The sequence below is a fragment of the Bradyrhizobium sp. 153 genome, assembly GCF_023073835.1.
In the GTDB taxonomy this organism is placed as follows: Bacteria; Pseudomonadota; Alphaproteobacteria; order Rhizobiales; family Xanthobacteraceae; genus Bradyrhizobium.
On record NZ_JADPKH010000005.1, the window covers coordinates 25,459 to 51,871 of the forward strand.

Consider the following 26,413-nt stretch of genomic DNA (forward strand, 5'->3'; position numbering starts at 1 on the left):
ACTTCCGAGCTGTCAAAGATTGCAAAGCTCAATGGAGACTTCAGGAGGAACTATGGCACACTACTAGGGGCATTCCTGTACTTGCGGTCGATCAGTGCTGCGCGCAGTCGCTCCGCGTTTTGGGCCGCGTTCGCGTCCGTGGTCTCTTCTGCTGGCTTAGCGTTGTTGTGGAAGCACGGTTTTGAATGGCTGACCGGCGGCTGACCTCGCGTTCATGCAACTCAAAGCCGCACTGAGGTCCATCCAGCCGCTGATGCAGGGCGCTGATGACAGTCGCAAATGTGGGGCACCTACTTTGACCAAAGACCCGCGTCGAAATTCGCACGCGTCCGTCTCTTGTCTTGGGCAGATTAGCTGTGGGGAGCAGGAAGAAATCCTGGATCCGCTCATTGGCGGCATCAAGTCTAACGATCAGGACGAGATCAGATTTCTTGTACTTGAGCCTTAGTACCTCCCATCGAGGAGTAGGTCCGGAATATTGTTCTCCGTCAGATACCGCCCGCGCCAAGGTGACCGATACAGTCACATTGCTGCTTATAGTCAGCAGGCGGAGCTCTTGAAGAAAAGTGATGCTGCGCCGGCGTTTTTCCACCTCGCCGATGATGTCGCGGGCGATGGAGGCGATCAGTCGGTCCACCTTTGCCGCGGTCTCGCGAAAGCAATAGCGGGGATTGGGTTCGAAGCCGACCAGCCTGAATGCCTCCGCCAGCGATCCGAAACGTTGAGCGTAGGTCTTATTGTGGGGGATACTCTTTGTGGTCATCATCAATTTCAGCGACAAGCGGCCCTTCCGGCGGAACAGGGTGCGTAGGCGCTCGAGCATCTGTGCGTTGGACAGGACGCGTCCATGCTCGACCTGCGCAAGTCGACGCTGCGCCTTAGCGAAGAGACGTGGCGCAATGAGAGGCTTGAAGGCATTGTCCCGGCGAACCCACATCTCAGGCGGGTTGGCCACCTGCTTTTCGCCGAGCTTCTGAGAGCGACGGTTATAAACCAGATGCCCGGCATAGGCCTCGTTCTTGAGGGTGTTGCTGATGGTCAGCGAGGTCCACGGCTTGCCGCGTGCGTTGGGAATGCTGTTCGCATTCAAGTCGATCGCGATCTGTGTTCGGCTCTTTTTCCGGTCGACGAACGCCTTGAAGATGCGGCGCACGACCTTCTGCTCCGGCGCGGGACCGGGCACTAGCACGGTGCGCTGAGCTTTTAGGCTCTTGTGTTCCCCGTACTCCAGGACCCCTTTAGGCTTACCATGCTCGTCAAGCAGCATGCGGCGCAACCCATAGCCGGCCGGACCGCCGCGCCAGTAGCCGAGGCTTACGACCTGACACTGTCCGAGGAAGACTTTCTTTGACAGCTGCTTGCTGTAGTCGGCAGCCGCGACCCGCTTGATGTTCTTGAGAACAATGGAGGCCAAGCTCCCGTCGTTCTCGAACTCATCGGCGCAGTAGTGGACACGGACGCCCGCGCGTTTGCAAATAAACTCATAATAGGCGCTTTCATCCACGTCCTGAAACCGTCCCCATCGTGTGATGTCATACACCAGCACGCAATCGTAGTCGGCGCGGCCAAGCTGGACGTCCCGAATAAGATCCTGGAGCCCGGCGCGTCCCTGGATGCGAAGCCCACTGCGGCCGGCATCGGCATAAGTGCGGACAATTTTGATGTGCCGCCGCGCGGCGTGCGCGGCTATCGCCGCCATTTGGTTCTCGATCGAGTATTTCTGGGCATCCGTTGACATGCGGACGTATTGCGCGGCTTTCAATCCACGCAAAGCGGCATCGGCGGGAGGTGCTGTTGTCTGCATGGAACCGGCCCCGCTTGACTTTGACAGGCAAGACTGGCCTGGAGAGGTGCACGGTCCGTTTCCGGCACCGGTCCGAGTTGAGACGAATACGATCAGTCTTTACGTGCTGGTGGGCCTCGAACTCGATAGGGAAGCACACCAGGGCAGGCGGAGGTTGGCAAGTATTCCTGGTGCCACTCACAAATGCTTTCCGGCCCGCTGCGTTTAATGAGCATTTTTATAGGCTCGGCCTTGCTTACAACGATGTGCAAGGCAATCAGCGTCGCGCCTACTGGGAACGTTGCCCGATGGGAGCGCACAAAGTCGATCCGGGCCATCAGCAGCATTCCGGCGATGATGATCAAGGGATCAGTGAATACGAAGTACTCAACCTTTAGACCGCGACGAACGCCGAGTGCATCAATTGTGAGTGCAGCAAACATCAAAAGGCTGGCCTTACAAGCAAGCTGCCTGTGGCCCCGGCGCCACGCGTAGATGACACCCGGCACAATGAGCCACGTCAGGAAGACTATGGGGCGCGGGGAGGTAAAGAATCGGCGGCCTTTTGGCGGACTACCAAGTCCCGACGGCCCGAGTTAGGCTGCTCGCCGGTAAGAAAACAGGACCTCCGAAATAGTGGGTTTAGCGATGTAGCGGACCCCCGCTACCAGAAGTCTGCACGATATCAATGCGTTAAAAGGGTCGCGTCGCATCGAATCCCGGTCCGTAGCGCATCGGTAGCGCCTCAGCTTTCGCCTTAGTAACCGAATCCTTGATGGCTTCGTGGTGAATCCTTGATTGGCAATCTCTTGAGGCGTCGTTGCTGCTCGCTCATTCGCTTGAACCTGACTCCTCGATCGTTGTCGTGGGCCCCACCCATCAAGTGGAACTGGCCACGCAATCTGACAAAAGCCCGGGCCAACAATCTAATCCTTGGTAGATCGAGGCCGGACGCGCCTCCGGGTCGCTCGGGGACTCGGGCGACAATGTCGGCCGCGAACTCGCTTCTGCGGTTCAGCCCTCTCAAGGCTGAAACAGGGGTTCGATTCCCCTAGGGAGCGCCAAATGCACGATATTCCGCGATATTTTGGGATGGGAGTCCCGATCGGGAGTGCCAGCCTCTTGAGCGACTGATCTTGCAAGCGGTGGCGGCAGGAGTCTTGCCCTGGCTCGGAGACCTGTTTGCCAGTTCTTCGGGGTTTCTCAGACGCCTGTCGACTGCAAACGCGATTTGTCGTTGCCGCACACGATCTATTCCCGCTCCATCATGTTGGCGATCGCCTTGATGCGGCTTCTGGCGTATTTCGGCAGGCCGGCGCTCAGCGAATCGCCGCTGTTGAAGGAGCTCTTGCCCATGAGCAGTTGCGCGGGAACGAGGTTTCGCAGAACGGGTGTATTGCTGTATTCCCTTTGCTTGTTCAGCACGTCGTTCCTGACCGCAATCAGGATGTAGACCGTTGCGATGGCGGCTTCCCGCTCGGTCGGATGCTGTTGCAGAACCGCAAGCAGCTTGCCGAACTGGATGACCTGGTTCACCCAAAAGATGTTCTGCTCGAGCGCGCTGGTGACTGTGGAGTCGAGCCCTGTCAGGCTCGGCAACTCGGCAAGGCGCGGCTGCGTGACCAGCATGATCTCACTCTGGAACTCGATGAAATCCGGAATCGGTTTTTTGCTCTCCTCGCGCAGCTTGTTGGCAAGCTGAATGCCCGCCGGAATTTTCCCTTCGAACATGTAGCGGGACCGCACGCAGATCGCGTTCGCGTCCTCGCACCAGCGGCGATCCGGCGGACGGTTATGCGCGGCGCCCGCGTCTTTGTTGGGAGCATCATCGCCCGCCGTGATGGGCCAGTGCTTGACGGCCGGATCGATCTGCTCAAGGAACGCGACATTTGCATACCGCGACAGATCCAATGCCGCTGCCGGTCTTGAAAGTCGAAACCGCGCCTCCGCCTGGTAGACCGAGAGCTTCAGCTTCGTTTGCTGGTTGAGCGTGGGCTCAACGAAGCTCGGGAAGAGCGAGAGGAAGCGCCGCTGAACCGGACGTGAGCGGGCCCAATCGTCGAAAGGAATGAGCTCGGTCGAGGGATCGGCGAGCTTGTCGTTGCGTTGGTCGGCGAAGATGACGGTGCGCGGTTTGATCTGATCGATCGGGACGCTGGCGGGTGCGGGCACGTCCTCCAGCTGGAATTCCTGCGCGGCCGCACCTGTGCAAGCGGCCACGCAGGCAGCGATGAGGACAGCGGCACGGTGGAGTCTCATGGGTCAATGCTCAATTCAGCCGCCGCCAGAAATAATCGGGGTCGACTCGGAGCGGCGGTCGCGGGAGGCGGTCCTCGTCATCGGGAGGTCCGCGCCAGGAGGGATATTCGCGAGGACCAAGACGCCAGGTCGGGAATGGAAAGGGCAACCGGTTATCGCCGTAATGGGGGCTCTCGTCGGACCACGGCTGGAATGGCCCGTCGTCTTCATCACGACCGCCACGATAGGCGTAGCTTTCTGCACGCGAGACGATCCGAAATTGCGTATCATCGATTCTGCCCGACGGATCCCTCTTGAGATACTCGGTAAAAGCGCGGCCGGAGCCGGCCGGTGAAGGATCGCCGGTATAGGGATCGATCGACAGAGTAGCGAGCTGATGCATTGCTTCGCGCGAAGGGCCGTTCAATGCCGTCTTGGGAGCGTGCAGCTCCCAGGTTGCCTGCACGATCGGCTCGAACATCGGCAGCGCCACTTTTGATCCGGTCTGGCCGCGGCCAAGGGAGCGGCGCCCGCCATCGCTGTTGTCGTAGCCGACCCAGATGGCGATGGTAACGTCATTTGTGAAACCGACGAACCAGGCGTCGACCGCATTATCAGTGGTACCCGTCTTGCCGCCGACAAAGGGCGAAAGATGCTTCACGACGCGCGCGGTTCCGCGCGCGAGCACGCCCTGCAGCATTGATTTCAACTGGTAAAACGATGCGCGGTCGGCCGAGCCGATCCAGTCCACCGCACGCGGATCGTGCTGGTAGATTGGTCGGCCGTCCTGTTCGATCGTTTCGATCGCATGGGGCCGGGGTCGGGCGCCCTCGTTGGCGATCGCTGCATAGAAAGCCGCAAGGTCGATGAGCCGCACGGTTTGGGCACCGAGCACGAACGGGTAGTAGCGCATGCAGTCCTTGTAGAGCTGCGCTTCCATCGCGAGCTCGCAGACCCGGTCGAGGCCTCGCTCGGCACCGTCGTCGAGGCCGGACGCGAGCAGTTGCACGGTGGCGAGATTGCGGGAGTTTTCCAGCGCACGCCGCAGTGTAATGGCGCCCAAAGCGCCGCCGTCATAGTTCTTCGGCGACCAGAAATCGCCCCGGCGCGCGTGGACCGTCGCGCCGATCGGTGTCAGCGTAATGGGTTCGTCCATCACCAGCGTGTTGGGCTGCAATCCCTTGCGAAGGGCGGCGAGATAGGTCAGCGGCTTCAAGGTTGAGCCGGGTTGCCGCAGGCTCTGGACGACGCGGTTAAGCTGGCTTGCCGGATATGAAAAGCCGCCCGCCATCGCGAGAATGCGGCCGGTTTCGTTCCCAAGTACGAGCGCCGCTCCCTGCACCGTCGGTCGAATACGCAGATCGGCACGCGCCGCTTCCTTGCCCTTGGCTTCGCGCAGTTGCACGTAGACCACATCGTACGGCTTGAGGCCGCGCTGGATGGCGGCGCTCCAGGTGTTCAGCGGCAGGATTCTTCCGTCGGTCAGGCCGACGTTGATGGCGTGGCCACGCTTGCCACGCGCATTCTCCAGGACGACCGCCGATTCCCAGTGAACGTCGTAGAGAGGTAGCCGCGTCGCCTTCAACGCCGCGAGCCAAGCCGGTTCCGCGGTCTTCAGGTCTGCCGCAATACGACGGACGTCATCGGAAATGTTCGCCTCGGGTCCCTCAAATTTGTAACGGCCGGTGTTCAGCTCGTACCGCGCGAGGCCCTCCTGCAATGTCGCTTCGACGACGCGCTGCAAGGCCGAGTTGACGGTCGAGCGCACCGTGTAGGAGGAGTTGGTGAGAGTATCGAGGCCCGCCACCAACTTTGCCTCGCGGGCGATGTGATCGACGAAGTGAAAGCCGAAATCCCGTCGCGTCGGCCGGTACTCGACCAGCTGCGGCAATACTGCGTTCGCCGCGGCGGCGTCGATCATGGCGTCGTCCCGCATGCGGCCGAGCACGTAGGCAAGGCGCTCGCGCGCGCGCTCGGGGTGATGGTCGGGGTTGAAGTAGTTCGGTCCCTTGGCGAGCGCGGCGAGAAGGGCGCCCTCGAGGGCGGAGAGCGCCTTGGCCGGCTTGCCGAAATAGCTGCGCGCCGCCATCTCGATGCCCCAGGTTCCGCGACCGAGATAAATCGAGTTGAGATAGAGCTCGAGGATTTCCGCCTTGGTCAGGGCGCGCTCCATCCGCGAGGCAACGATCATTTCGCGCAGTTTTCTTTCGTAAGTGATGTCGCTGCCTACCAGCAAGTTCTTGGCGACCTGCTGCGTAATGGTCGAGCCACCCTGCGGCCGGCCCGGGTGCGTGAAGTTGCCGATGAAAGCGCGGACCAGTCCGCGCTCGTCAATGCCGGCGTGTTGGAAGAAGCGCTTGTCCTCGGCGGCGATGAATGCGTTACGCACCGCTTCCGGGATATCCGCAAGCTTGACCCAGATGCGGCGATTGTTCGGCACGTAAATCTCGGCCAGGCGCTCGCCCTTGTTGTCGAGGACTATGCTGGTGCCAGGAAGCCTGAGGTGCTTAAGCTGCACCGCGTCGGGCAGATCCTTGACCGCGCTGTTGTAGAAGGCGATGACCTGACCAAGATCGACCGGAGATTCTTCCACGTTTTCGACCTTGCAGAACTGCTTATAGGCCACCTGGAGGTCGGCCAAATTCAGTCCTTTGAGCGCCTTGATCTCGTTGTTCAACGCCTGCTTGTCATCCATGGCAGTGGCAATCAGATCGTCCAGGTTGATGTCCTCGATGTCGAAAGCCTTGCGCATGTGGGCGCAGCCGGCACTCAAAAGCTGCGCCACCTCGAAGCGGTCGCGCACCGCATCGAACTCCGTCTTGACCCCATCCGGCCGCGTCGTGACCTGGCTGAAGGCAAGCGCCGTGGCGAAGATCTTGATGAGTATCGAGTCCATGACCGGCCGACGGTCGAAAAAGCCGCCTCCGTAAGGTCGTAGAACAATAACAAACAAGACTGTGTTGAGGAAAAAGTTCCTGAGCTGCCGCCGCCCGCTTCTCAGGGCCTTCATGATTGCTCCACCCTGGCCTCGCCGCGGAACCAATGCGAGGCCCGTGCGTTTTAGAAAGACCGAATTGGCAGCGCACTCATGAATGCCCCTCTTCCAGTCGTGCTTGCCGTGGCGCTCCTCAGCGCCACCCTCGCCACGATGCCTGCGGATGCTGCTCCTCGAAAAAAGAAACTTGCCGCAGTCTCCCCTGCAGCTAGCGTTGCTCAGCCGCCCACGGACAGATTTTTGGCCTGCGACGTCCGGGTGCGAGACTATCTTCGCGAAGGCGGAGCGGTGACACGGGTGACCAAGATCGAAGTGGACGATGCCCGACTGCAGTTGAACATTCATCATGAGTACGGGGAGGCGGGAAAGTCGTCTCGAAAATACCTCCGCGGGGACACTGAAGAAGAAATGCGCAAAAATCTGCGCGGGATATTGGATGAGTTCGCTGCGGCTGCGAAGGCGGCAACTGCCGGTCGCGCTTGGTATGTGGTCGCTGCTCGCAAGGTCATGCCGGACCCCCGCGACGGTTCGGGCGAGACCACGAGCCCGTGGACGGCGGTCGTCCTCGCCGATTTCGAAGGAAAATGCAGACCTATCACGTTCTATCAGTCTGTCGACCGGACCAAGCTCGATCCTGAACTGAACAAGAAATTGGATGAGTGAAGCTTTGCGCTTGAATTGATTTTCGCAATGCCGCCAATCAAGCGCGCCGTTGCAGCGCTTTTCGTGGCTTACCGATCCTTGTCATCACGTCGGGTTGGTTTTTCTCAAGCCAGGCCACGGCCTCCGGTCCGTCGACGACGCACTCGAAGGTTTCCCAGGTGGGGTCCTCCAGGGATTCTGATTGCAGTCGCTTCGCCGCATACTCAACGAGGTCGTGCAGCCGTTCGTATCCGCGTCGGCCCTCGAGGGAATCTGCAATCGCGGTACTGGCCCATCCTCGTTGGGCCAAGTCGATAATGCTCGGAGCGTCAGCCTCGTTGAACCAGGGTGTGGCATCGAACTCGATGCAGCGGACATTATCGGCGGTATGGCAAGTGGCGTGGATCATTGGATTCCTCCGTCCGCCGGCGACAACCGGCGCTGGCATTGCACGTGTTGCATCGCTGCCTCGCAACGTCCTCAGGCTTTGACCAAGTCCCCCAGCAGGTTCGCCGCCACCGTCAGCTTGGCGAGCGTCAGGCCGCTGGCAGCAATCTCCTCGACCGAGCGGCGGATACGCGTCGCTTCGGGGTGAGCCGCGAGCCAGGTCTCGACAGCCTGCCGGCCGGATTGGCCGGTCGCCAGCATATCCGCGGCCAGTCTTCTTTCGGCGCCGGCGATCTGCTCAACGGCGCGATCGATGGCCATGCGCTCGAAATAATCGTTTGCCGGCACGTGGCGCGCGGCGGCGATGATGCGGTCGAGACGGAAATTCGCCTCGGCGGCAAAGAAGGTCGCAGCGGCGTCGCCAATGAGGCGCGTGGTGCGCTCGGCAACCGCCACGATGTCAGGTGCCGAGACCAGAGCGTCGAGATCGGCGAGCTCGCCGGCAAGGCCGGCCGGAACGCCAGCGTCGGTCAGGTCCTGCCGACGCTTGGCGCGTGCGGCCTGCAAGTCCGGCGGCAGCGTGGTATCGAGCGCGCCGACAATCTGGCGGATAGCCGGGCCGAAGCGCGCGACTACGGCCTCCAGCCCGCCCTTGAAATCGAGATTGCGCACGTACCAGACCATGCGGGAGAGCAGGAGGTCCTGCACGGAAGCGTACAGGGACAGCTGCACCTGCCCGTCGATGCAGGCGTCGAGTGCATCGATCGCGTCATTGAGCCCCTTCAGACCGTAGCATTCATCGACCGCCACGTAGGCCATGACGATGGTCGGGATATCGGCGTCCGTCTGGTCGATCAGGCGTACGATACAGGCAGGGCCGCCGCGGTTGATCACCGCATTGGCGAGGCTGGTCGCGATGATCTCCCGGCGCAGGCGATGGAATTCGACCGCTGTCGGGAACTTGTCCTGAATCTCGCGCGGAAAATACTGAGACAGCTCGCGGGCAAGATAGGGGTCATCGGGCACGCTGGTGACGAGCAGGTCATCGTAGAGGGTCAGCTTGGCGTAGGCGAGCAACACGGCAAGCTCGGGCCGCGTCAGGAACTGGCCGCGCCGTGTGCGCTCAGTGAGCGCTGCGTCGTCGGGCAAGAACTCCACCGCCCGGCTGAGCAAGCCGCGCTGCTCGAGCGACTGCATCAGGCGGGCGAGGAAGCCGGTCTCAGCCACACCCTTGCGCTCGGCCAGCGAGAGCGCCAGCGTTTGCAAATAGTTGTTGCGCAGCACCAGCGCGCCGACCTCGTCGGTCATCGCGGCAAGCAGGCTGTTGCGGTCAGTGGGACTGAGGCGTCCCTCGCGCTCGGGGCGCGCCAGCGCGATCTTGATATTGACCTCGACGTCGGACGTGTTCACGCCGGCCGAATTGTCGATGGCGTCGGTGTTGAGCTTGACGCCCTTCTGCGCCGCTTCGATGCGGCCGCGCTGGGTGACGCCGAGATTGGCTCCTTCGCCGATCACCCGGGCGCGCACGTCACCACCCGCGATGCGGATCGGATCGTTGGAGCGGTCCCCGACCTGATCGTCGCTTTCCCCGGAGGAGCGGACATAGGTGCCGATGCCGCCAAACCACAAGAGATCGGCGCGAGCCTTCAGGATCGCCGTCATCACCTCGAAAGGCGTGGCTTGCGGCTTGTCGAGATCGAGCAGGGTGCGCACTTCCGGAGCGAGCGGGATCGCCTTGAGCTGGCGCGAGAACACGCCGCCGCCCTGCGAGATCAGCGACTTGTTGTAGTCCTGCCAGCTCGATCGCGGCGCATCGAACAAGCGCTTGCGCTCAGCGAAGCTGATGGCGGGATCAGGCGAGGGATCGATGAAGATGTCGCGATGATCGAAAGCCGCCACAAGCTTTGTCGCCGGCGAGAGCAGCATGCCATTGCCGAAAACGTCGCCGGACATGTCGCCCACACCGACCGCGGTGAATGCGGTGGTCTGAATGTCGGTGCCGAGCTCGCGGAAGTGGCGCTTGACCGCCTCCCAAGCGCCGCGCGCCGTGATCCCCATCTTCTTGTGATCGTAGCCCTGGCTGCCGCCGGATGCGAAGGCATCGCCGAGCCAATGGTTCTTCTCGGCCGAGATCGCGTTGGCGACGTCGGAGAAGGTGGCAGTGCCCTTGTCGGCGGCGACGACGAGGTAGGGGTCGTCGCCGTCGTGGCGCACGGTCGATTCGGGCGGCACGACGACGTCGCCGTCGAGATTGTCGGTGAGTTCGAGCAGCGAGCGAACGAAGATGCGATAGGCTTCGGTGCCCTCCGCGAGCCAGGCGTCGCGATTGGAAGGCGACGGCAGGCGCTTGGGCACGAAGCCGCCTTTGGCGCCGACCGGCACGATCACGGCGTTCTTGACCTGCTGCGCTTTTACCAAGCCTAGGATCTCGGTGCGGAAATCCTGCGGCCGGTCGGACCAGCGTAAGCCACCGCGCGCAACCTTGCCGAAGCGCAGGTGAATACCTTCGACACGAGGTGAATAGACGAAGATCTCGTAGAGCGGTCGTGGTGCCGGCAGGTCATCGATCCTGCGCGCGTCGAACTTGAAGGAGATCACCGGACGCGGATGTCCATCCTCGCCGATCTGCCACAGATTGGTGCGAATGGTTGCCTGCACCAGATTGGTGAAGCGGCGCAGGATGCGGTCTTCATCGAGCGAGGCGACGGATTTGAGCTGCTCCTCGATCTCGGCAAGGAGGGCTGTCTCTCGTGCCGAACGCTCGGCGTCCGTGGCGGCGAGGCGTGGATCGAGGCGGGCCTGGAACAGCGCGACGAGGGTGGCCGTAATAGCGGCGTTCTTGCGCAGCGTCGCCCACATATAATCCTGGGTGAACGGCGCGCGAATCTGGTGCAGGTAGCGCGACAGCGCCCGGATGGTCGAGACTTCCCGCCAGCCAAGGGCCGTGCGCAGGATCAAGCCGTTGTATCCATCGGATTCGGCGCGATCGCGGACCACCGCCATGATCGAGGCTTCCAGGCGGTGGCTGAAGTCCGGGTTGATCTCGATCGGCTCGCCGTCGCTGGTCTCGATCGTCATGTCGTGCAGCCAGACCGGCTCCGGCCTGGTACCCGGCACGATCTGATAGGTGCGTTCGTTGACCACGCGCAGACCATGATGTTCGATCACCGGCACGCGATAAGACAGCGACAGCGGTGCGGCGTCCGAAAACACTTTGAGGCCGAAGCGCCTGGGATCGTCCTCGCCTTCGAGGCGGTGAACCGAGATCATCACCGGGCGGGCTGGCGTGAGCTTTTCGATTGTCGTGATGTCGGTGATCGCCTGCTCCGCGCCGAACACCTCGGTATAGCCGCCGCTAAAGGCCCGGGCATATCGGTTGGTGAGCATGCGCGCCCGCATGCCGTCGGTCGAGGCGGTGAGCGCTGCCTTCAGCTTGTCGGCCCAGGTCGCGGCGATGGCGCTGATCCCGGCTTCGAGCGTGGCGCGTTCGATGACGGGCGTTTTGCCTTCATAGCGCCCGACGATGTAGTGGACGCGCGCAAGCGATCCTTCGGGGAAGGACACGTAGGATGCCGCTAGCGTTCCCTTGTAGACCTGCGCGAGGAAGTTGGCGACGCGCGTGCGCACGTCGGTATCGTATTTGTCGCGCGGAATGAAGACGAGGATGGAGACGAAGCGATCAAACTTGTCGATCCGTGCCAGCGCGCGGACGCGGGGGCGCTCATAGAGGATCAGGATCTCCATGACGAAATTGTAGAGGGTATCGATGTCGACCTGGAACAGTTCGTCGCGCGGATAGTCTTCGAGAATGTGTGCCAGCGCCTTGCCCGAATGGCTGTTCGGGTCGAAGCCGGCGCGCTGGAGCACCTGTGAAACTTTGTGGCGGACATAAGGAATCTGTCGTGCCGAGCGGGTGTAGGCGCCCGAGGTGAACAGGCCGACGACGCGCAATTCGCCCTCGAGCCGGCCGTCGGGCGTATAGAGTTTGATGCCGATGTAATCCATCCGGATGCGGCGATGGACGCGGCTGGAGACATTGGCCTTGATGACGATCAGCAGCGTCGGCTCGCGCATGAACTCGCGGATTTCCGAGGTCATCACCACCATTTCGCTGCCGCGGCGCAGCACCTTCACATCGGGATCGCGGAGGATGCCGAGGCCTTCGCCGGTCGTGATGTCGTCGGACGCATCGCTGTCCGGCGAGAAGCGATATTCGCGCACCCCGAGAAAGGTGAAATTGTCCGCGCACAGCCATTGCAGGAACTGATTGGCCTCGGCGACCTCGTCGATCGGCAGCGGCGGCGGATTGGAGGAGAACGTCTTGATTGCCGCCTCAACGCGCTCGCGCATGGCGCGCCAGTCGGTGACGCAGGCGCTGACGTCGTTCAACGTGCCGGCGAGGCCGTCGATCAGCTTCTGACGATCCGCATCGGCGTCCAGGCGAGTGATGTGGAGATGAATCAGGCTCTCGCGCGCGCCCTTTGCTCCCGCCGGCAGTGATTCGCCGTAAAAGCGCAGGAGCTTGCCTTGGTCATCGCGCTCCACCGCGATGATCGGGTGAGCGACGAGGGTGACTTCGATGCCCTGCTCGGCGAGCTCCGCCATCGTGGAATCGAACAGGAAGGGCATGTTGTCGTTGAGAATTTCGAGCACGGAAATCTCGCGCCCGTCCGGCATCATCGGATTGACGACGCGGATATCGGCGCTGCCGGCCGTGCGCTGCTGCACGTGCTCCCAGGCCTGTTCCGCCAGGAAGGCCAGCGACGAGGCATCGTGATTGGCGAGATCCTCGACATTGGTGTAGCCGAACAGAAGCTCGGCAAAGGCCCGGGGGCTCCGGCCCGGCTGCACGCTGCCCGCTGCCTCGCGGATGAGAGTTGCCCGTGCCCTGTCGTCACGCCACGCCATAATGTCCTCCGTTTGTCGTGCCGTCCGACCGCTGCCGCGATCATCAGCTTGATCTGGAGTGCATCTCTTTGAGCGCCGCGATCGAGTGCTGCGCGAAATCCTCGGTCTCGAAGCTTCGACGGCTTCCGACGACAATACTACGATCCCGGAGCAAAAGGCGCTCGCCGTCGTGAGGCGGGCTGAAATCCCCTACGACAGCGGGCCGACCGGCGTCGAATGATTGACGACAAGAAAAATCACAAGCAATTTCAATTGTGTATGAGTTCGCGGTTTTGTTCTGGACGGCGCGCCAGCAAACTCAGGCACTTAGGTAGCCATCAGCCGCGTTCGTTGAATAATGGTTGAATAAGACGCTGGTGAACAGCGGCGAACGCTTGGGGAATTTGCTGCCGACACTAGCAGACTAGCCTTGGCGCGATGCCTCACTGTGGCTGGCGCATTCGCGAAGAATTTCCTCGTCACCCTTTGGTGTCCGGAAACATTCAAAGCGCCGCTGACATGCGCTGTCGTACGCGAGCGCCCTCGGATGTTCGCATTGACGTTGCTCGTCGCACCATCAACTCTTGCCCAGTCGAGCTTTGTGCGAATGGAGGGCCACGTGAGATACAATCGACGAGAGGAAACTGGCGGACAACAGTCACAAGTCAGTCTATCCGCTCCGAAAGCAGCAGAACCGAGCACGATGCCATTCGCCCAGCGGCTCACCTGCACGATTGACCATGCATGCGAAGTGACCGGCTTGGGACGCACGAAGCTTTACGATTGATAGGGGCTGGGCGTATCGTCACGACAACGGGTCGGACGTCGGCGACGCCGAAATGCCAGACCCGTGGAGGACAGAACCAAGAAGAATTCCTGTGCTTTCAGGGGGTCTGTTGAGCCGTCGACCTCAAGCTTGGCAGGTTGCAGAGGCATCGACAAGAGTGCAGCTTCGTCGCCACGTCCCATCGACACCCATGATGCTGACCGTATGCTTGTGTTCAAAGCGAACACGGTGCGTTTTTCGGTTGTTCTCCATCATCTGCAATCCCCAATTTCAAATCAGTTTCTCCAAATAAATGCGCCGCCTCCCTGAGCGTCTCTGCAATAAGCAAATCGATCTTCGTCGACTGAGCCAGTAGAGTCGTTCTCGTCGCTTCATTCAGTTGTGTCTGCCCCACGATCAATCGGATGCAGCTATTTGCGAGCTCAAGAATGAAAACAGCCCGACGGATGTCATCTGCTGTTTGAATGTCGAGAGCTTGAACCTGCGACAACAGAGCGGCGACATTCGCCACAATGCCGGGCAGTCTCTGGGGACTTGTCTCAGATTTCGCCTTGTATGGCTGCCGGAATTTTAGCACTGAAGACATGGTCGCAATTCTCAATTACGGATCGGCGTCGCTTTGCCGAACATGAAAAACACGAGACTATGAAAAATAGAGCTGTACGCGAAATACAACGGGGCAGGCCAACTTGGACTAGTCTTGCCATAATGACGACCACCACGCCGGCTATCTGTAGATTGTCGTGTCCGAGAATTTACGCCGAAGCAGTTTACAAACAGTTATGAGGTTGCGAGCAGTCGGTGTTGCAGTATGCAAGTTGCGTCACGAACGCTATCGAAGTTCGGCAACATTGGCCTAGGACAATTCGTTTTCTGCTCTTGCGCCACTTATTTGCAGAGTAAGGCCCGGGTATCGCGGAGCCTGTGCTTAGAACGAGCAAGTCACGCCTCCCATTGCGATAGACATCAAACACTTTTCGCCCCCGCTAATCCAATCGAAGTAAACACAAAATACGTTTCGGTCATTCTAATCGACCAGCTTACAACCTCGAACCGCGGTGCGGGTTGTAAATGTGCAACGCTCCGCGACTTCTGCTACACGACGTGCCAGGCACGAAAACGCCGTCGACCATCTTGAGGCGCACCAGCGACCGCGGCGCCGTTCCGATAAGAGAGGGAAACCGATTTTTGGCCCGCGAGTATGAGAAGAGCGAATCGCGCCTCGATCGATGAGAGCATGCACTAACTCCGCGGAGGCTAGACCGGCCATCTATTCAGGAGAGCGGCCGCCCTTCGTGTCGGCCGACGTGGCACTTCGAAATACAGCAACGAGCCGATCGGCTTCCCAAAGCTCAACGTCGTGCTCGCCGCACATTTGCTCGGCTCGACGTCTCGCAGCTTGTTCGTCAATGCAGTCGAGCTTTGCGGCGCAAATGACTCGCCTGCCGCTCTCCACCACGAAGACTTTGTACCGCATGGCCAGTCCCCCAACGGGACCGCAATCGTAATCCGACGTGGGTGTGAGGCAGTGCCAAAAGTGAGTGCACGTACGCGGAACCTTTGTACGTGTGGCAATTCGGCTATACCAGCGCTCTAGAACTCATCGATGGCTCAGCCGCGTAATCTCGCGGCGTGCCGAACCGTGCGGCTCGAGCTTAAGATTGAGAAGCCCCCAGCGTCATCAGCAGCGAAAGCCCAACCGGTCAGGGCGTTAAGTTTGTGGATGTCACGATATCGGTCTGCGAGCCGCTAGCGAGAGTTACCCCTCGCACCATTAAAAGCTTCGCCACGATATTACCGCCGTGGTGCCTTTCTCCCTGCTACCTCCGCATTTAAATGTGGATTGTACGGCTAATATTTAGCTGGTGGCTTGTCTGCTCCTTCATTCCCGACTTGTCTGCCTGGGCCTTCTCCCAAGAATTTGGATCGAGCCATGGACACCGCGCATTTAAATTCGCTCTCCCTTGACGAGCTCTGGATACTTCACGAACAGGTCACCGCCAGCCTCACTCAAAAAATGTTGGTGCAAAAAGCGAAGTTGGAGGAACGGCTCCACAGGATGGGACTGGCCGGCGAGGCCACACGGCTCGATCGTAAGCGCCGTCCATACCCGCCCGTTCGTCCCAAATATCGCAATCCGAAGAACCCGGCGGAGACATGGTCCGGTCGCGGCAGGCTGCCTCGGTGGCTGCGGCCGCAGCTTCGAGGCGGCGGGAAGTTGGATGAGTTCCTAATCGACCAGGCTTCGGTTCAAAAGTCGGCAGTCAATTGAGCGCTGCGGGGGCATCCGGTAGATCACTCCTTTGGTCTTCTGCGCGATGCACCACTGTCTTATTCGTGCCGAGATGCATCGGCTGTTAAGGGTTGGTTTAGTTCCCAGCATGATCATTGGGGGCCACAAGGGACCCGAGCATGCCACTGCATCATGCGAATACCTTGGAGAGGTTCGAGACGGTCGTGGATCAAGGCAGTTGCGAGCTCGCGACCTGGCCCGTCACTCTCGACCAATCAGATTTCTCGACCTCGAATCGAGATGAGATCCTGGCGCTATTGGCGCCAAGCGGCCATCCAAATCGCACCATTTGGCTCGTCGTCGCCGCATTGGCTGGGGGCTTCGGGTTGGGATGGGCTGGGGCTTGGTACGGTCCTGCAACTATCTCGGTTCTCCACCCAATTGCTCAGGTAGAAACGGTTTCGCGCCGCATGCCGGACACGAAGTCAGGCGGTAGGATCGAAAGCGCCCGAAAGATAGCATTAGCATCAGCCTCGCGAACACCGCCTGGTGTAGGTCAGCCCTCCACAATAAGCGCGGGCCTTGCTCCGAAGCCCCTGCCCAAAGCGTCGAGTGGGGCGCAATCGGCGGAAGCTTCGAACCAAGCTTCTTCGGCTGTCGAGGCGGACGTGTCTGTGACCGGCTCGCTCGGGTCTACGGGGCAGCTCCTGTCGGTCCCCGAGACAAGACCAACACTATTGGAGGTTGGGCAGTCCTTGACGTTCGCGGCGGAACGGCAGTGCTCGAAGGGCCCGATGGGATTCGAATGGCTGCACGGGGCGACGTGATCCCCGGCATCGGGCGGATCGACTCTATCGTGCGTTGGGGTAACCGTTGGATAGTTGCGACTGCGAGCGGATTGATTGCCACGCGGTAAGAGGCTCGCATAGCGCGACGAAAAAAGTGCGCTAGCCTATCAAGGGACAAGCGGGCGCGGAGAAGATAGGCGGTCATCCTGTCGCGCGATTCCGCGCGATTCCCAAGAGAGGGTTACCGAGACCTCCTCCTGCAACCATCGCCATAGGCGGCTGGGTAGAACTTGTCCCGCTGCCAGCCCGAGACGCTATGGTGCGAGCCTATTTAAATTGTCAAATTAAATACCGTTCTCCGCTGCGAAGGGAACTAGCGCCTCTCTTCACCCGGCGCGGCACCAAAAATGCAAGATAATACAAAGGGGTGGCGTCGGGCATTCGAGCCTGCGTTAATCCATCCATTATTATCTTTATTATCCAATTAAAACATCATATATTATCTCAGATTTAATTACGACATTTAATGTTCCAGCGCCATTTCAGCTCCGGCAGTCTTCCTTTTAGGAAAAGCCTGAGGACCGTTTGCATTGGAGGAGAGGACAATGCCTCAACGTAACATCCGGCCTCCGACTGAAAACGACATAGGCAAACTTGAAACCTCGGCCGTGAAAGTGCCGAGCGCAGAGATTGCTGCTCAGTTCGGGGGAAGTCCCGCAGCACCGGCGGTGGAGTTTCTAAAATTGTTATTGACGAAGCCGGAAAGTTTAAAGCGCAAACATCCCGGTCCGGACCCTGGCCCGCGCAATGATTAGAGCTGCGAAAAGAACGGAATCGGCGGATCGCCGGAGAGGGGCGTCAGGGGCGCCGGTCGGCTCGAAGCAGCGCGCGCAAATCGATTTCACTGCCGCGGCAGCACTAAAAAAATGGCCTTCAATTGGAAATCAACGCGCAGCGGCATCGCTTAGTCCATATCTCGTAATCGAGGGCACTTTGGACGCATGCATCCGGGGTCTCCTAGCGAAGCCCGCCAGCCAGCGTCATCTCTATGAGATACATACTGCTCCGCAAACGCAACTTATTACGGCCGTACTGACCGCAGAAGAGATATCCGAAATCGCTCGGCTGCGGGATTTTCTTTGAGGCAAGCAAGCCCTGCCGCTGCCGACGGGGCGTTGTTGGACTGACTGGCACAACTGTGAACCAACTCTTCGGTGACACTGGAAGGCATGCACCATCACCGCCGATTCATTGCCATGCGTAATTTGCGCTCCTCGGAAATTGGAGGACACTATGGATGACAACAGCCCTCGTTCGAAAGAAGTTGCAAGAGTCGGCTTGATCAGCTTCGGCCGTTCGAAAACCGATTGCACTATTCGCAGCATATCTGCCTTCGGCGCAGCCCTCGATCTTGCCGCAGATGAAAAAATTCCCGACGAATTCGCGCTGACTGTTATTCCCGACGGTGACTTGCGCCGCTGCGCTGTTGTCTGGCGCAAAGAGAAACGTGTTGCTGTCGCGTTCTATTAATTGATACGTCGGTATCAATCGCGGGCCAGGAATGCCGCCCCAGATCTTCTAATATGGCGCGCGGCTATGAGGCCATCTTCCGCTGTTGCTCTGGCCCCAGAGCGTCAGACCGTTCCGGGACCCAGAGGAAACGATCGCGTTCTCGAGGAGTGATTCCGAGCGAGACCGTTGGTGCAATCTAGGCAAGGGGAGGCTCTGGCGAACCCTGCCACACCGCGAGACAGAGGCTGGTTCGAATAGATCAGGGCTTAGCCACGGAGAAGAACCAGCTGAGCCGCCAGCCAGGAACTATTCTCCCGATCCCGAGTCAGAATTGCGCCGTTTTACTCGCGGGCATTCCGCCGGGTTCGAGAGACCGTTCCAATGCGCTACGTAGCGTACGCAGTAGATTTGTCCGGAGTGGCGCTGGCCATTTACGAACTGGAATGTGCGGGCGATGACGAAGCAAGGCACCGAGCCGAGAAGTTTCTCGAAGCCCATCCGATTATAGAAGTTTGGGATAGAGTGCGGCGCGTTGCGCGGCTCACCCGTGCAGCAGCCGTAAGCGGCGACTGATTACGATCCAGGCCCGTGCATCTGTGCTCATTTCGAATAGGGGCCTATCATGAGTAATCCCTGTGCGGCCTGGTAACACAGTCCCCGGCATTGAGCGCGTCGACTCTAGCGTGCGTTGGCGCAGCCGCTGGACAGTTGCACTGCCAGTGGATCGATCTCGCCCCCCCAGCATTCGAACGCGACCCACCAACCAGATACGCGCGCGCGAATCCGCACAAGTCGTTCACAAGCTGAGAGGCAGGAAAGTCCTGGCAAGAGATCGTCGAAGCTCTTGGAACGAGCCGCATGTCTGTAGAAGTGCGCGCTGCCGAGATGAAGCGGAAACCTTTAGAAACCCGCTAACGGCAAGCGGCGTTTTTCCAACAATAGACGCGTGCCATACCGATGGTGAATAGTTGAAGCCTACAGATGCCGAGCGGCTGCGAAAGGAGGCGCAGGAATGCCGCCAATCGGCCCGCCTGGCGGAGAATGAGGCCGATCGGGAATCATGGCTTAGGTTCGCATCAGAATGGGAGATTCTTGCACAGGCTAGTGACAGAGGCGCAGTATTTTTCCTGAAAGGTGAGCACTAGCCGCTCTCCGCAATGTACCGTTAAACAAGACCACTTGTCGCATTGAACGGTAGTTACGGCCGCCGAAGAACTCTCCTTCTGCGGGCCGACTTCCGGATACGCCGACCACTGCCAATCCGTCTCGCGTTAGCGGCGCGTAGGCGCCCTCGGAGCGTCTGCAGTTCCCCGAAAAATGCGAGCAGCCCCTCGACCCGTTCGCGCAGAATAGCCGAAAAGTTGAAAACCTGACCTCGATTACTCATCACCGCCTCGAACAATTCTATTGAAACGATGTGCAGGCGATAACGGGAAAGTATGCAATTAGAGGTAGGAACATGCAAGCCTCAAAAGACGACCGGTAGCGTGAACGTGGAAAGGCGGACACCATACTGTCGTTGCTCGTCTGTTTCGTTGCCTTTCGGGTCGGCTGTCGTTCGAAAGTCCGGCAGCGGATCTTATGCCGCAGCGCACGGAAGCGGCGCCCTGCTTACTTCCGCACTGCTGGTCGCCCCGCTCCGCGATCGAGAGGCCGCCGAGGGCTGGCGAAGCCTGTGGTGCCGGAGAGAGTCTTGGCATCATGTGTGGTGCTCCCAACCCGCTCAAACGTGGTGACGAATGCTGCGAAGGCTGTGATTGTCACTGCGATCGCGAACAATAGGATCACGGTGCGGTCGGGATTCGGCTCAGTACTCATGAGCAACTCCACTCAGGCGGCTTGGCGGCTGAGCTGTCTGCGCAAATAGATGGATTAACTTCGCTTCGAGTGCTTCGGTCGGCCGCGCGTGAAGAACTGCGGCAAGTTCGCCGTCGTGACCCCGCCGGCGCTGACGGCGTTGCTTTCGACGTCGTTGACGTCAACCGCCATCGCGAAGTCTGGAGGGGCCTCATCCATCATCATGAGCATCACCACCGCGACCGCGGCTGAGCAAGACAGCCGATCCGAGTGAGAGCTCAGATTGAACCAAAGCGCGCCCCCTTTAAAGCGAGCATCCCCCAACAATGGGTGCCGAGTAGACCAGCTAGCCCCAGTCTCGAGTCAGCCCCGGACTGGGGCCTTTCTTTGCCTGCGGCGAACTATCGTGGCATCGGTGGCGCAACAGCACACCGGTCGAGCTTAAGACAGGCAACAACCCAGGACAATCGGAGTCCCGCCCCCAGGGTGCCATGTACGTACTGGGGCTTCCAGTCTGCCTTTATGCGGCTTGGGCTACCATTCGGGATCGTCGAAGCTGCCATACTCCCGCACGATGTACTCCCGCGTGAAGCGCTCCACCGGACGCCAGTGCTCGCGAATGACAATTGTCGGAGTTGGGGGCCTCCAATAGTCAGGATGGATGACTATTGTCGAAGACGGCGGGTAGAGATAGGGCGTATGAACACGCCAGCAAACGTCTCCCCTACACGCAATGGCAGCCGAGGCGCCCGTACCGGAGAGCGCAAGAAGACCAGCAGCGACGCTGCCAGCTATAACTGCGCTCCTGCTCAATGGCCGATTTAGCTGGTTCATGTTTTCCTCCTCCGCGACGGTGTTTCTTCTGGCTGAAACAAACCCCAGCAGAAACCAGCAAGTTTCAAGCCTCCAACATTAAAACTCACCTTCGAAGGCAGCCGTCTTCAGCCACCAGATGCGTTCGCCTCCACTCTATTCCGCATCGCGGTAGCGCAATGACCGCGGCCGGCGGCATTCGATCAACTTCGGCGTAGGGACGATCGGCATAAGCTTGCTTGCGGTTGCAGAAGGGCTAGGATGCATCCGCATTCATACTGTCCTTTTTTCCGATGGAGCATTCCCATGATTGATATCCATGTCCTACGAATACCGTCCGCCTTTATCTGCTTCGTGCTTGCTTTCCTTGCCGCAAACGAAGTTGCCGTGGCAGATCCAGTTGGTCGTTACGAGTGCAGCGTTATTGGTGCGCCAATCCAGGATCAAATAGGCGACCGCGACGGTCATGCGCTTAGCAGCGTGCAATACGCGTGTTCAGGCGTGGACGGACTGCTGAAGGGCGCTGTTTATACGTCTATGAACGTGAGTGAAGCCGACGGACCTCAGAGGCTCTCAGTTGGTGGCCTTTTGCATGATGCAATTCCAGCCATGGTGGCACGGCCGACAATCGGTTGGCTGTGCTGGCCGTGAGAGGCAAAGCGGTCATTACTGTCCCGCGCGGTGCCCCTATATTTAGTTAAATTTGGGACGTTCGCGTGCGGACTACCCTTTTAGTTCTTGGGCTATGGCTACTGATCAACGTTTTGTTTGTTGTGATCACGATGCCCCCTCGCAAGCCACGCTTGCCACCTCGACCAGTGCGGCCGTCCTTGATCGAAGCATTGGATGCAATCAAGCGCTTTCTGAAAATACTACGCCGCTGAAAAGTCAGACGATTGCGCTGTCATTTAAACCGGTCAAACACCGGACTATCACCCGTCATTTTAATCTGCGAGACTTTCCATCCGAGACCAACAATGTTTTGGAAAAAACCTGAAGGAGGTTCGCAGTGGAGAAGGTGCGACGCTTGCGCGCGATGGGTTCGCTGTGCCGTCAACAGGCCGCGTACAACAGCATGAACAAATGGAAACTCCTCGCGGACGCGGAATGCTGGGAACACTTGGCTGAGCTTGAGCTGTCGTCCCACTTCCGGGAATGCAACGTCGGTAGCTCGACCAGCTCGCTTGATCTGGCCGGGTGAGAAAACCCTTGCAATACGGGGATGAGAACCGACCCAAGGAGCCAACTCTTCAAACATCGGGGGCGTGCAATGAGTAACCGTAATCGGGCGTACAACCGCGTTGTCCTGTGCCTGCGCGCTCAGGCGCTTCTTTCTCAGCTTGCCGAACTTGAGACCCTTCGAGGCCGAGTGCGAGAGGCCGAGGAGAATACAGCTCTCGATCAATCGGCAGACCCGGTGAAGTCAACCATTCACTGACTGATCGCAGGTCGTCGAGCGCGCGCTGCTGGGAGGGTAACGCTGCCACCGGGCGCACGGCCGATCAGCCCTCAATGTGTTTCATCGTCGAAACCGGCCAGCGACCTTCATGTCCCGCGACCGAGATGCGAAGTCCGTGCTCATCATCGAGGAAGACGCGATCAATTGTGCCAGCCTTGCCGTCAGCCAAGACGACGGTCTTGCCGACCAGCTCCGTCTCGGCCTCGTGCAGTTCGCGCAAGATGTTCATCGCTCGCGCGTCGCCGGTACTTGCAGCACTCACGAATGCACTCTGTTTGGTGCGAATTCTTGCGGTCTATTCTACCACTCTGGCATTTTGACGCGAGTGTGCAATCGGCGGGCGTTCGAGGGCACATGGACTTTTTGAAAGCGATAGACATCAAGCGTGAACTCCCCAACTCAGATTTCCGTGGTTTTCCTTTGCGTCACTGGAGTAATGTTGCTCTCGGCGTTGGGGAGCGTGGGGATGGCGCACTACCGAGCTTACCTTCTGGATCAGCACCGCCACGTTATAAGCGTGGCCAGTTTGCAGTGTGCCGACGAGCAGGACGCAAGAGAACGCGCTCAGCAGCTAGTTGATGCCAACGACATCGAGCTATGGCAATTCGATCGGCGTATCGCCGTGTTTGAAGCGACCACAAACCGAACCTCGCAGACAGCGGGACATAGCACGCCGGAGCAGACGCAGCGCCATCCGGACAAATGAAGCGTACGAACTTCAGCGACTTCTCGGTCCCCGGCATCTGTGTTGCGGATCATGGGCGCGGGATAGTACGGGAAGACACCGGCATCGGCTGCAAGGCGCCAACGCATCGGTTGACCATGCGGAAGACGCGAGAATGAAGGCTTGATGGTGGGTGATGCTGTAGAGGTAGCACACCGAGAAACCGCCGGCCTGCTCGACCTAGATCATCCGCTCCTTGGTGACCCGCAAGCTGCGAACGTAATAGCCCTGTCTTTGAACGGCTGACTTGATCTCGTCGCTGACTTTGAGAACTCGTTTTCTGCTCTTGCGCCACTTATTCCGAGAGCAAACTACGGGTATTGCAGCGCCTGTGCTTAGAACGAGAAAGTCGCGCTTATCATTGCGATAGACATCAAACACTTTCCGTCCCCGCTATTCGTATGAAGTAAGCTATGAGAGTATGTTTCGGCCCGTCTCGATTGATGAGCTTAGTATCTCCAATGGCTGTGCGGGTTGTAAATGTGCAACGCTCGGGACTTTTGCTTCGCCGCGTTCCCGAATTTGGAACGAACTGATGCAAAGCCCGGATCATCGTCTAATTGAGGCGCGCCTTAGCGCAAGTAGTAAGAGCTTGCCGAATTCCGCCATAGGTGCATGAGCAAATGCGCGGATGATCAAAATTAACTGCTGTGCGCTACTTGGCCGCCAATCAGGACAGCATCGGGCATGAGCGTTAAATCAAGACGAACCTGCTTTTCGAACCATGTTCTGAAGTTCAGCGCGAACGCAGCCGTTGCAACGATTGCGGCGTAAACAGCTACACACCAAAGCGGAACATACGGTTACTACGCTCCGCGCACCTAAGGCTCAGGCGTGTTCGTCGGATCGTTGAAGCCAGCAAGTAATCCGAGGAGGCGCGCTCCTGCAGGAGGAGCAGACTACCGGCTCGTCGGGCACATGCATTCCGAGTTCACGCGGTGCGGACCAGCGAAGCGGTTCACCTCCGTAGAATTCATTGGCAATCAAGGCATTCAGGTCCGTTGCACTAGAGCGATGATAACAGCGTCGATATAGCGTGCACACATGCTTAGGATGGCGACACATCACGCAGCTCGAATCGTAGTAAGGAACCGCTGACACCACTTCGCGCCGCGCGCCCATACTGATCTTTCCCGCCATAGCGGCCACCGAACCAATTCGGTGGCACCGACCCAATCATCGGCGAGAAGTTTTCCAGAACATTCTAGATGCGGCAATGCGCTCTGACGCAAGTTTGGTGCAGCGCGGATTAGTCGGCACCGATTAGTCTGGCTTGAAGCAGATCGATTTTCCCGCGACCGTACCGAGCGACGCAGTAGCCGAGGTTGCGGCGCAGTCGACGCGCTCACCTCGTGAGCGCGACCGGCTTGAACGCGGTCACCAGCGCCTTCTCCAGCTTTCCGGCCATGCCGCGCAGTATATCGTAGGCTTCCGCGCGCGAGCTCGGGATGGTCAAGTTCGACTACACGCCGGACGGGCGGATCGTCTGCGTCAGAGACACGTTTTCCGCCTTCAACGAGCCGTCCGCGCCGATCCCGGCGGAGGTGACGTGGATCACCGGCATCACCGACGAAATGGTGGCTGGCCACAAGATCGACGAGGCCGCTGTGAACGCCTTCGTCGACGATTCGGTGGTCGTGGTCATCGCGCACAACAGCGGGTTCGATCGGAAATTTTTCGAACGCTACTGGCCCGTGTTCGAGCAGAAGGCGTGGGGCTGCAGCATGAGCGAGATCGACTGCCGCAAACACGGCTTCGCGGGCTCGCAGCTCGGATATCTGCTGAACGGCGCCGGCTTCTTCCACCAGGCGCACCGGGCCGTCGACGATTGTCATGCTCTGCTGGAAGTTCTCGGGTTGGAGCTACCGGCCATCCGGGCGCCGGCGCTCGCGCTCTTGCTCGAGAACGCCCGCAAGCCGACGCTGCGGGTCTGGGCGGAGCAGACCGCGTTCGAGCTCGCGCTTCGCCGCCTAAAATCCCGACACAGAACTCAATTCTCGGGGTCGGGCTAACGGCTCGAATGGCCTGAATAGTCCGCGAGTCCTTGATCGCTGATTCAGAAAGGGAGAACGCCGACGGGGCGGTTAGGGCGCCCTTGGATCCTAGAATACGTCCCGGCAGCCGGTGGGAATGGAAGGCCGCTACCATGTCGTATGTCCCCGCGGTGACCCTCGAACCACGACTTCAGCGGGGAGTTCGCATAGCGCCCGTCATCTCGCGCAAGTATCGCGGTCGTGAACAGCAGCAGTGCACAGAATGGAACCGCAACGTACTTCATCGCATTGGATCGCCAGCATTTTATCACCTCGGCCATCTTGGACAGTCAGTTTCGAATCAGCGCCGCTGGCGCCATGGGCAAGGAGCGCAGGAACACGAAGCGGGAGGTCACAGGTATCTCCGCATCGAGGCGACCATCGTGGCCGATGAGAATGAGGCCCGCTCCGCCATTTGCCACGGGCAGGATGACTTCTTCACCAGTCCATGTCCGGATCGGGTTCATCCCGATCACCAGAAACTCACCTACAGGCTGGTCCAGATATTGAAGTCTAAGCTGCGGGGCGATTTCGGGCGGTGCAAGCCCGAAGCCCAGTTGCTGCGCGAGTTCGTAGATTTGCCGCAACGGCACCGTCTCGCCCTTGAAGCCCAGGTCGGCCGCTGTAACTGTCACAAGTGTAACCGCCGTTCTGGTGGTGCTTAGGGTAAACGCGGGTCGAGCAAGAGCCTCCGCGGCCGAGTAACCGACGCCGCAACCAATCGCACTTGACCTTGCCCCCTGGACTTAATCCAGATTGAAGTTCGCTCTGGCCCATATGAGGACCAGAGCATGAAGCACAGCCGCTTTACGGAAGAGCAGATCATCGGGATTTTGAAGGAGCACGAGGCTGGCGTGTCGGTTGTCGATCTGTGCCGGAAGCACGGCGTCAGCGATGCCAGCATCTACAAATGGAAAGCCAAATTTGGCGGGATGGAGGTCTCGGAGGCCAAGCGGCTGAGGACGCTGGAGGATGAGAACACGCGGCTGAAGCGGCTTTTGGCCGACGCCATGCTGGACAATGCGGCGTTAAAGGACCTCCTGGGAAAGAAGTGGTGACGCCCGCGGGGAAGCGGAAAGCTGTCGCCCATCTCGTGGACGCCCACGGGATGAGCGAACGGCGGGCGTGTAAAGCCATCGGCTGTTGCCGCATGACCATCAGATATCGGACGACCCGGGCGGACGACGCGGCCCTACGCCAACGCATGAGAGCGATTGCCGAGGTGCGCCGTCGCTTCGGCTATCGGCGCCTGCATGTTCTGCTCAGGCGGGAGGGCTATCTGGTCAACCACAAGAAACTGTTCCGGCTCTACCAGGAAGAGAGGCTCGCGGTCCG

The 26,413-nt window shown here is 59.5% G+C and carries 18 protein-coding genes, 1 tRNA gene and 3 pseudogenes; 11 read left to right on the top strand and 11 right to left on the bottom strand.

Annotated elements, in window-relative coordinates; genetic code table 11:
* Positions 1 to 91: 91 nt before the first annotated feature.
* On the bottom strand, positions 92 to 1,804 hold the full coding sequence (locus IVA91_RS00605) for a recombinase family protein (protein ID WP_247418936.1): 1,713 nt from the start codon (positions 1,802 to 1,804) through the stop codon (positions 92 to 94).
* Positions 1,805 to 1,896: 92 nt separating this feature from the next.
* A complete protein-coding gene (locus IVA91_RS00610; protein WP_346015455.1) occupies positions 1,897 to 2,226 on the bottom strand; it encodes a hypothetical protein in 330 nt (109 codons plus the stop codon).
* A gap of 530 nt (positions 2,227 to 2,756) precedes the next feature.
* Here IVA91_RS00610 and IVA91_RS00615 point away from each other — a divergent pair.
* Positions 2,757 to 2,847, top strand: a tRNA-OTHER gene (locus IVA91_RS00615).
* A gap of 187 nt (positions 2,848 to 3,034) precedes the next feature.
* On the opposite strand, the gene IVA91_RS00620 is transcribed toward IVA91_RS00615, so the two are convergent.
* Together IVA91_RS00620 and IVA91_RS00625 are read right to left on the bottom strand one after the other, a co-directional pair.
* Positions 3,035 to 4,042 (bottom strand): hypothetical protein, encoded by a 1,008-nt coding sequence (locus IVA91_RS00620; protein ID WP_247278631.1) that lies wholly within the window; start codon positions 4,040 to 4,042, stop codon positions 3,035 to 3,037.
* Positions 4,043 to 4,052: 10 nt separating this feature from the next.
* Positions 4,053 to 7,364 carry a transglycosylase domain-containing protein gene (locus IVA91_RS00625; protein ID WP_346015456.1) on the bottom strand — a complete coding sequence of 1,104 codons (3,312 nt, stop codon included), beginning with the start codon at positions 7,362 to 7,364 and terminating at the stop codon, positions 4,053 to 4,055.
* Here IVA91_RS00625 and IVA91_RS00630 point away from each other — a divergent pair.
* Positions 7,314 to 7,679, top strand: coding sequence for a hypothetical protein (locus IVA91_RS00630; RefSeq protein ID WP_247418935.1), 366 nt, complete (start codon positions 7,314 to 7,316; stop codon positions 7,677 to 7,679). The genes IVA91_RS00625 and IVA91_RS00630 overlap by 51 nt on opposite strands.
* A 37-nt stretch (positions 7,680 to 7,716) precedes the next feature.
* On the opposite strand, the gene IVA91_RS00635 is transcribed toward IVA91_RS00630, so the two are convergent.
* Both IVA91_RS00635 and IVA91_RS00640 read right to left on the bottom strand, forming a co-directional pair.
* On the bottom strand, positions 7,717 to 8,067 hold the full coding sequence (locus IVA91_RS00635) for a hypothetical protein (RefSeq protein ID WP_247418934.1): 351 nt from the start codon (positions 8,065 to 8,067) through the stop codon (positions 7,717 to 7,719).
* A 71-nt stretch (positions 8,068 to 8,138) separates the two neighbouring features.
* Positions 8,139 to 12,953 carry an NAD-glutamate dehydrogenase gene (locus IVA91_RS00640; protein WP_247458263.1) on the bottom strand — a complete coding sequence of 1,605 codons (4,815 nt, stop codon included), beginning with the start codon at positions 12,951 to 12,953 and terminating at the stop codon, positions 8,139 to 8,141.
* Positions 12,954 to 13,038: 85 nt separating this feature from the next.
* On the opposite strand from IVA91_RS00640, the gene IVA91_RS36750 reads away from it, so the two are divergent.
* Positions 13,039 to 13,173: a hypothetical protein gene (locus IVA91_RS36750; RefSeq protein ID WP_256464590.1), complete on the top strand. Its 135-nt coding sequence runs from the start codon at positions 13,039 to 13,041 to the stop codon at positions 13,171 to 13,173.
* A 760-nt stretch (positions 13,174 to 13,933) separates the two neighbouring features.
* Here IVA91_RS36750 and IVA91_RS00645 read toward each other — a convergent pair.
* Positions 13,934 to 14,305 carry a hypothetical protein gene (locus IVA91_RS00645; protein ID WP_247278635.1) on the bottom strand — a complete coding sequence of 124 codons (372 nt, stop codon included), beginning with the start codon at positions 14,303 to 14,305 and terminating at the stop codon, positions 13,934 to 13,936.
* A 184-nt stretch (positions 14,306 to 14,489) separates the two neighbouring features.
* Positions 14,490 to 14,693, bottom strand: coding sequence for a hypothetical protein (locus tag IVA91_RS37035; RefSeq protein ID WP_247278636.1), 204 nt, complete (start codon positions 14,691 to 14,693; stop codon positions 14,490 to 14,492).
* 959 nt (positions 14,694 to 15,652) lie between these two features.
* Here IVA91_RS37035 and IVA91_RS00655 point away from each other — a divergent pair.
* The 5 genes from IVA91_RS00655 (at position 15,653) to IVA91_RS37040 (ending at position 22,063) form a co-directional block, all read left to right on the top strand.
* Positions 15,653 to 15,991 (top strand): H-NS histone family protein, encoded by a 339-nt coding sequence (locus IVA91_RS00655; RefSeq protein WP_247278637.1) that lies wholly within the window; start codon positions 15,653 to 15,655, stop codon positions 15,989 to 15,991.
* Between the two features lie 1,354 nt (positions 15,992 to 17,345).
* Complete coding sequence (locus IVA91_RS00660) at positions 17,346 to 17,555, top strand: hypothetical protein (protein WP_247418932.1); 210 nt, start codon at positions 17,346 to 17,348, stop codon at positions 17,553 to 17,555.
* Between the two features lie 478 nt (positions 17,556 to 18,033).
* Positions 18,034 to 18,270, top strand: coding sequence for a PilZ domain-containing protein (locus IVA91_RS00665; RefSeq protein WP_247278639.1), 237 nt, complete (start codon positions 18,034 to 18,036; stop codon positions 18,268 to 18,270).
* 2,898 nt (positions 18,271 to 21,168) lie between these two features.
* Entirely contained in the window at positions 21,169 to 21,513 is a 345-nt protein-coding gene (locus IVA91_RS00670) for a hypothetical protein (RefSeq protein ID WP_247278641.1), read from the top strand.
* Positions 21,514 to 21,871: 358 nt separating this feature from the next.
* Positions 21,872 to 22,063 (top strand): hypothetical protein, encoded by a 192-nt coding sequence (locus tag IVA91_RS37040; protein ID WP_122406599.1) that lies wholly within the window; start codon positions 21,872 to 21,874, stop codon positions 22,061 to 22,063.
* 301 nt (positions 22,064 to 22,364) lie between these two features.
* Here IVA91_RS37040 and IVA91_RS00680 read toward each other — a convergent pair whose 3' ends face one another.
* Positions 22,365 to 22,550 carry a PRC-barrel domain containing protein gene (locus IVA91_RS00680; protein WP_247278642.1) on the bottom strand — a complete coding sequence of 62 codons (186 nt, stop codon included), beginning with the start codon at positions 22,548 to 22,550 and terminating at the stop codon, positions 22,365 to 22,367.
* A gap of 237 nt (positions 22,551 to 22,787) precedes the next feature.
* Between IVA91_RS00680 and IVA91_RS00685 the strand changes: the two genes are divergently transcribed.
* Positions 22,788 to 23,027 (top strand): hypothetical protein, encoded by a 240-nt coding sequence (locus IVA91_RS00685; RefSeq protein WP_247278643.1) that lies wholly within the window; start codon positions 22,788 to 22,790, stop codon positions 23,025 to 23,027.
* Between the two features lie 198 nt (positions 23,028 to 23,225).
* Here IVA91_RS00685 and IVA91_RS00690 read toward each other — a convergent pair whose 3' ends face one another.
* Entirely contained in the window at positions 23,226 to 23,426 is a 201-nt protein-coding gene (locus IVA91_RS00690) for a hypothetical protein (RefSeq protein WP_247278644.1), read from the bottom strand.
* A 1,058-nt stretch (positions 23,427 to 24,484) separates the two neighbouring features.
* Here IVA91_RS00690 and IVA91_RS00695 point away from each other — a divergent pair.
* Positions 24,485 to 25,003: pseudogene (locus tag IVA91_RS00695) on the top strand (3'-5' exonuclease); the annotation flags it as partial.
* 365 nt (positions 25,004 to 25,368) lie between these two features.
* Here IVA91_RS00695 and IVA91_RS00700 read toward each other — a convergent pair.
* A pseudogene (locus IVA91_RS00700) lies at positions 25,369 to 25,803 on the bottom strand (hypothetical protein); the annotation flags it as partial.
* 66 nt (positions 25,804 to 25,869) lie between these two features.
* Here IVA91_RS00700 and IVA91_RS00705 point away from each other — a divergent pair.
* Positions 25,870 to 26,413, top strand: a pseudogene (locus tag IVA91_RS00705) (transposase); the annotation flags it as partial.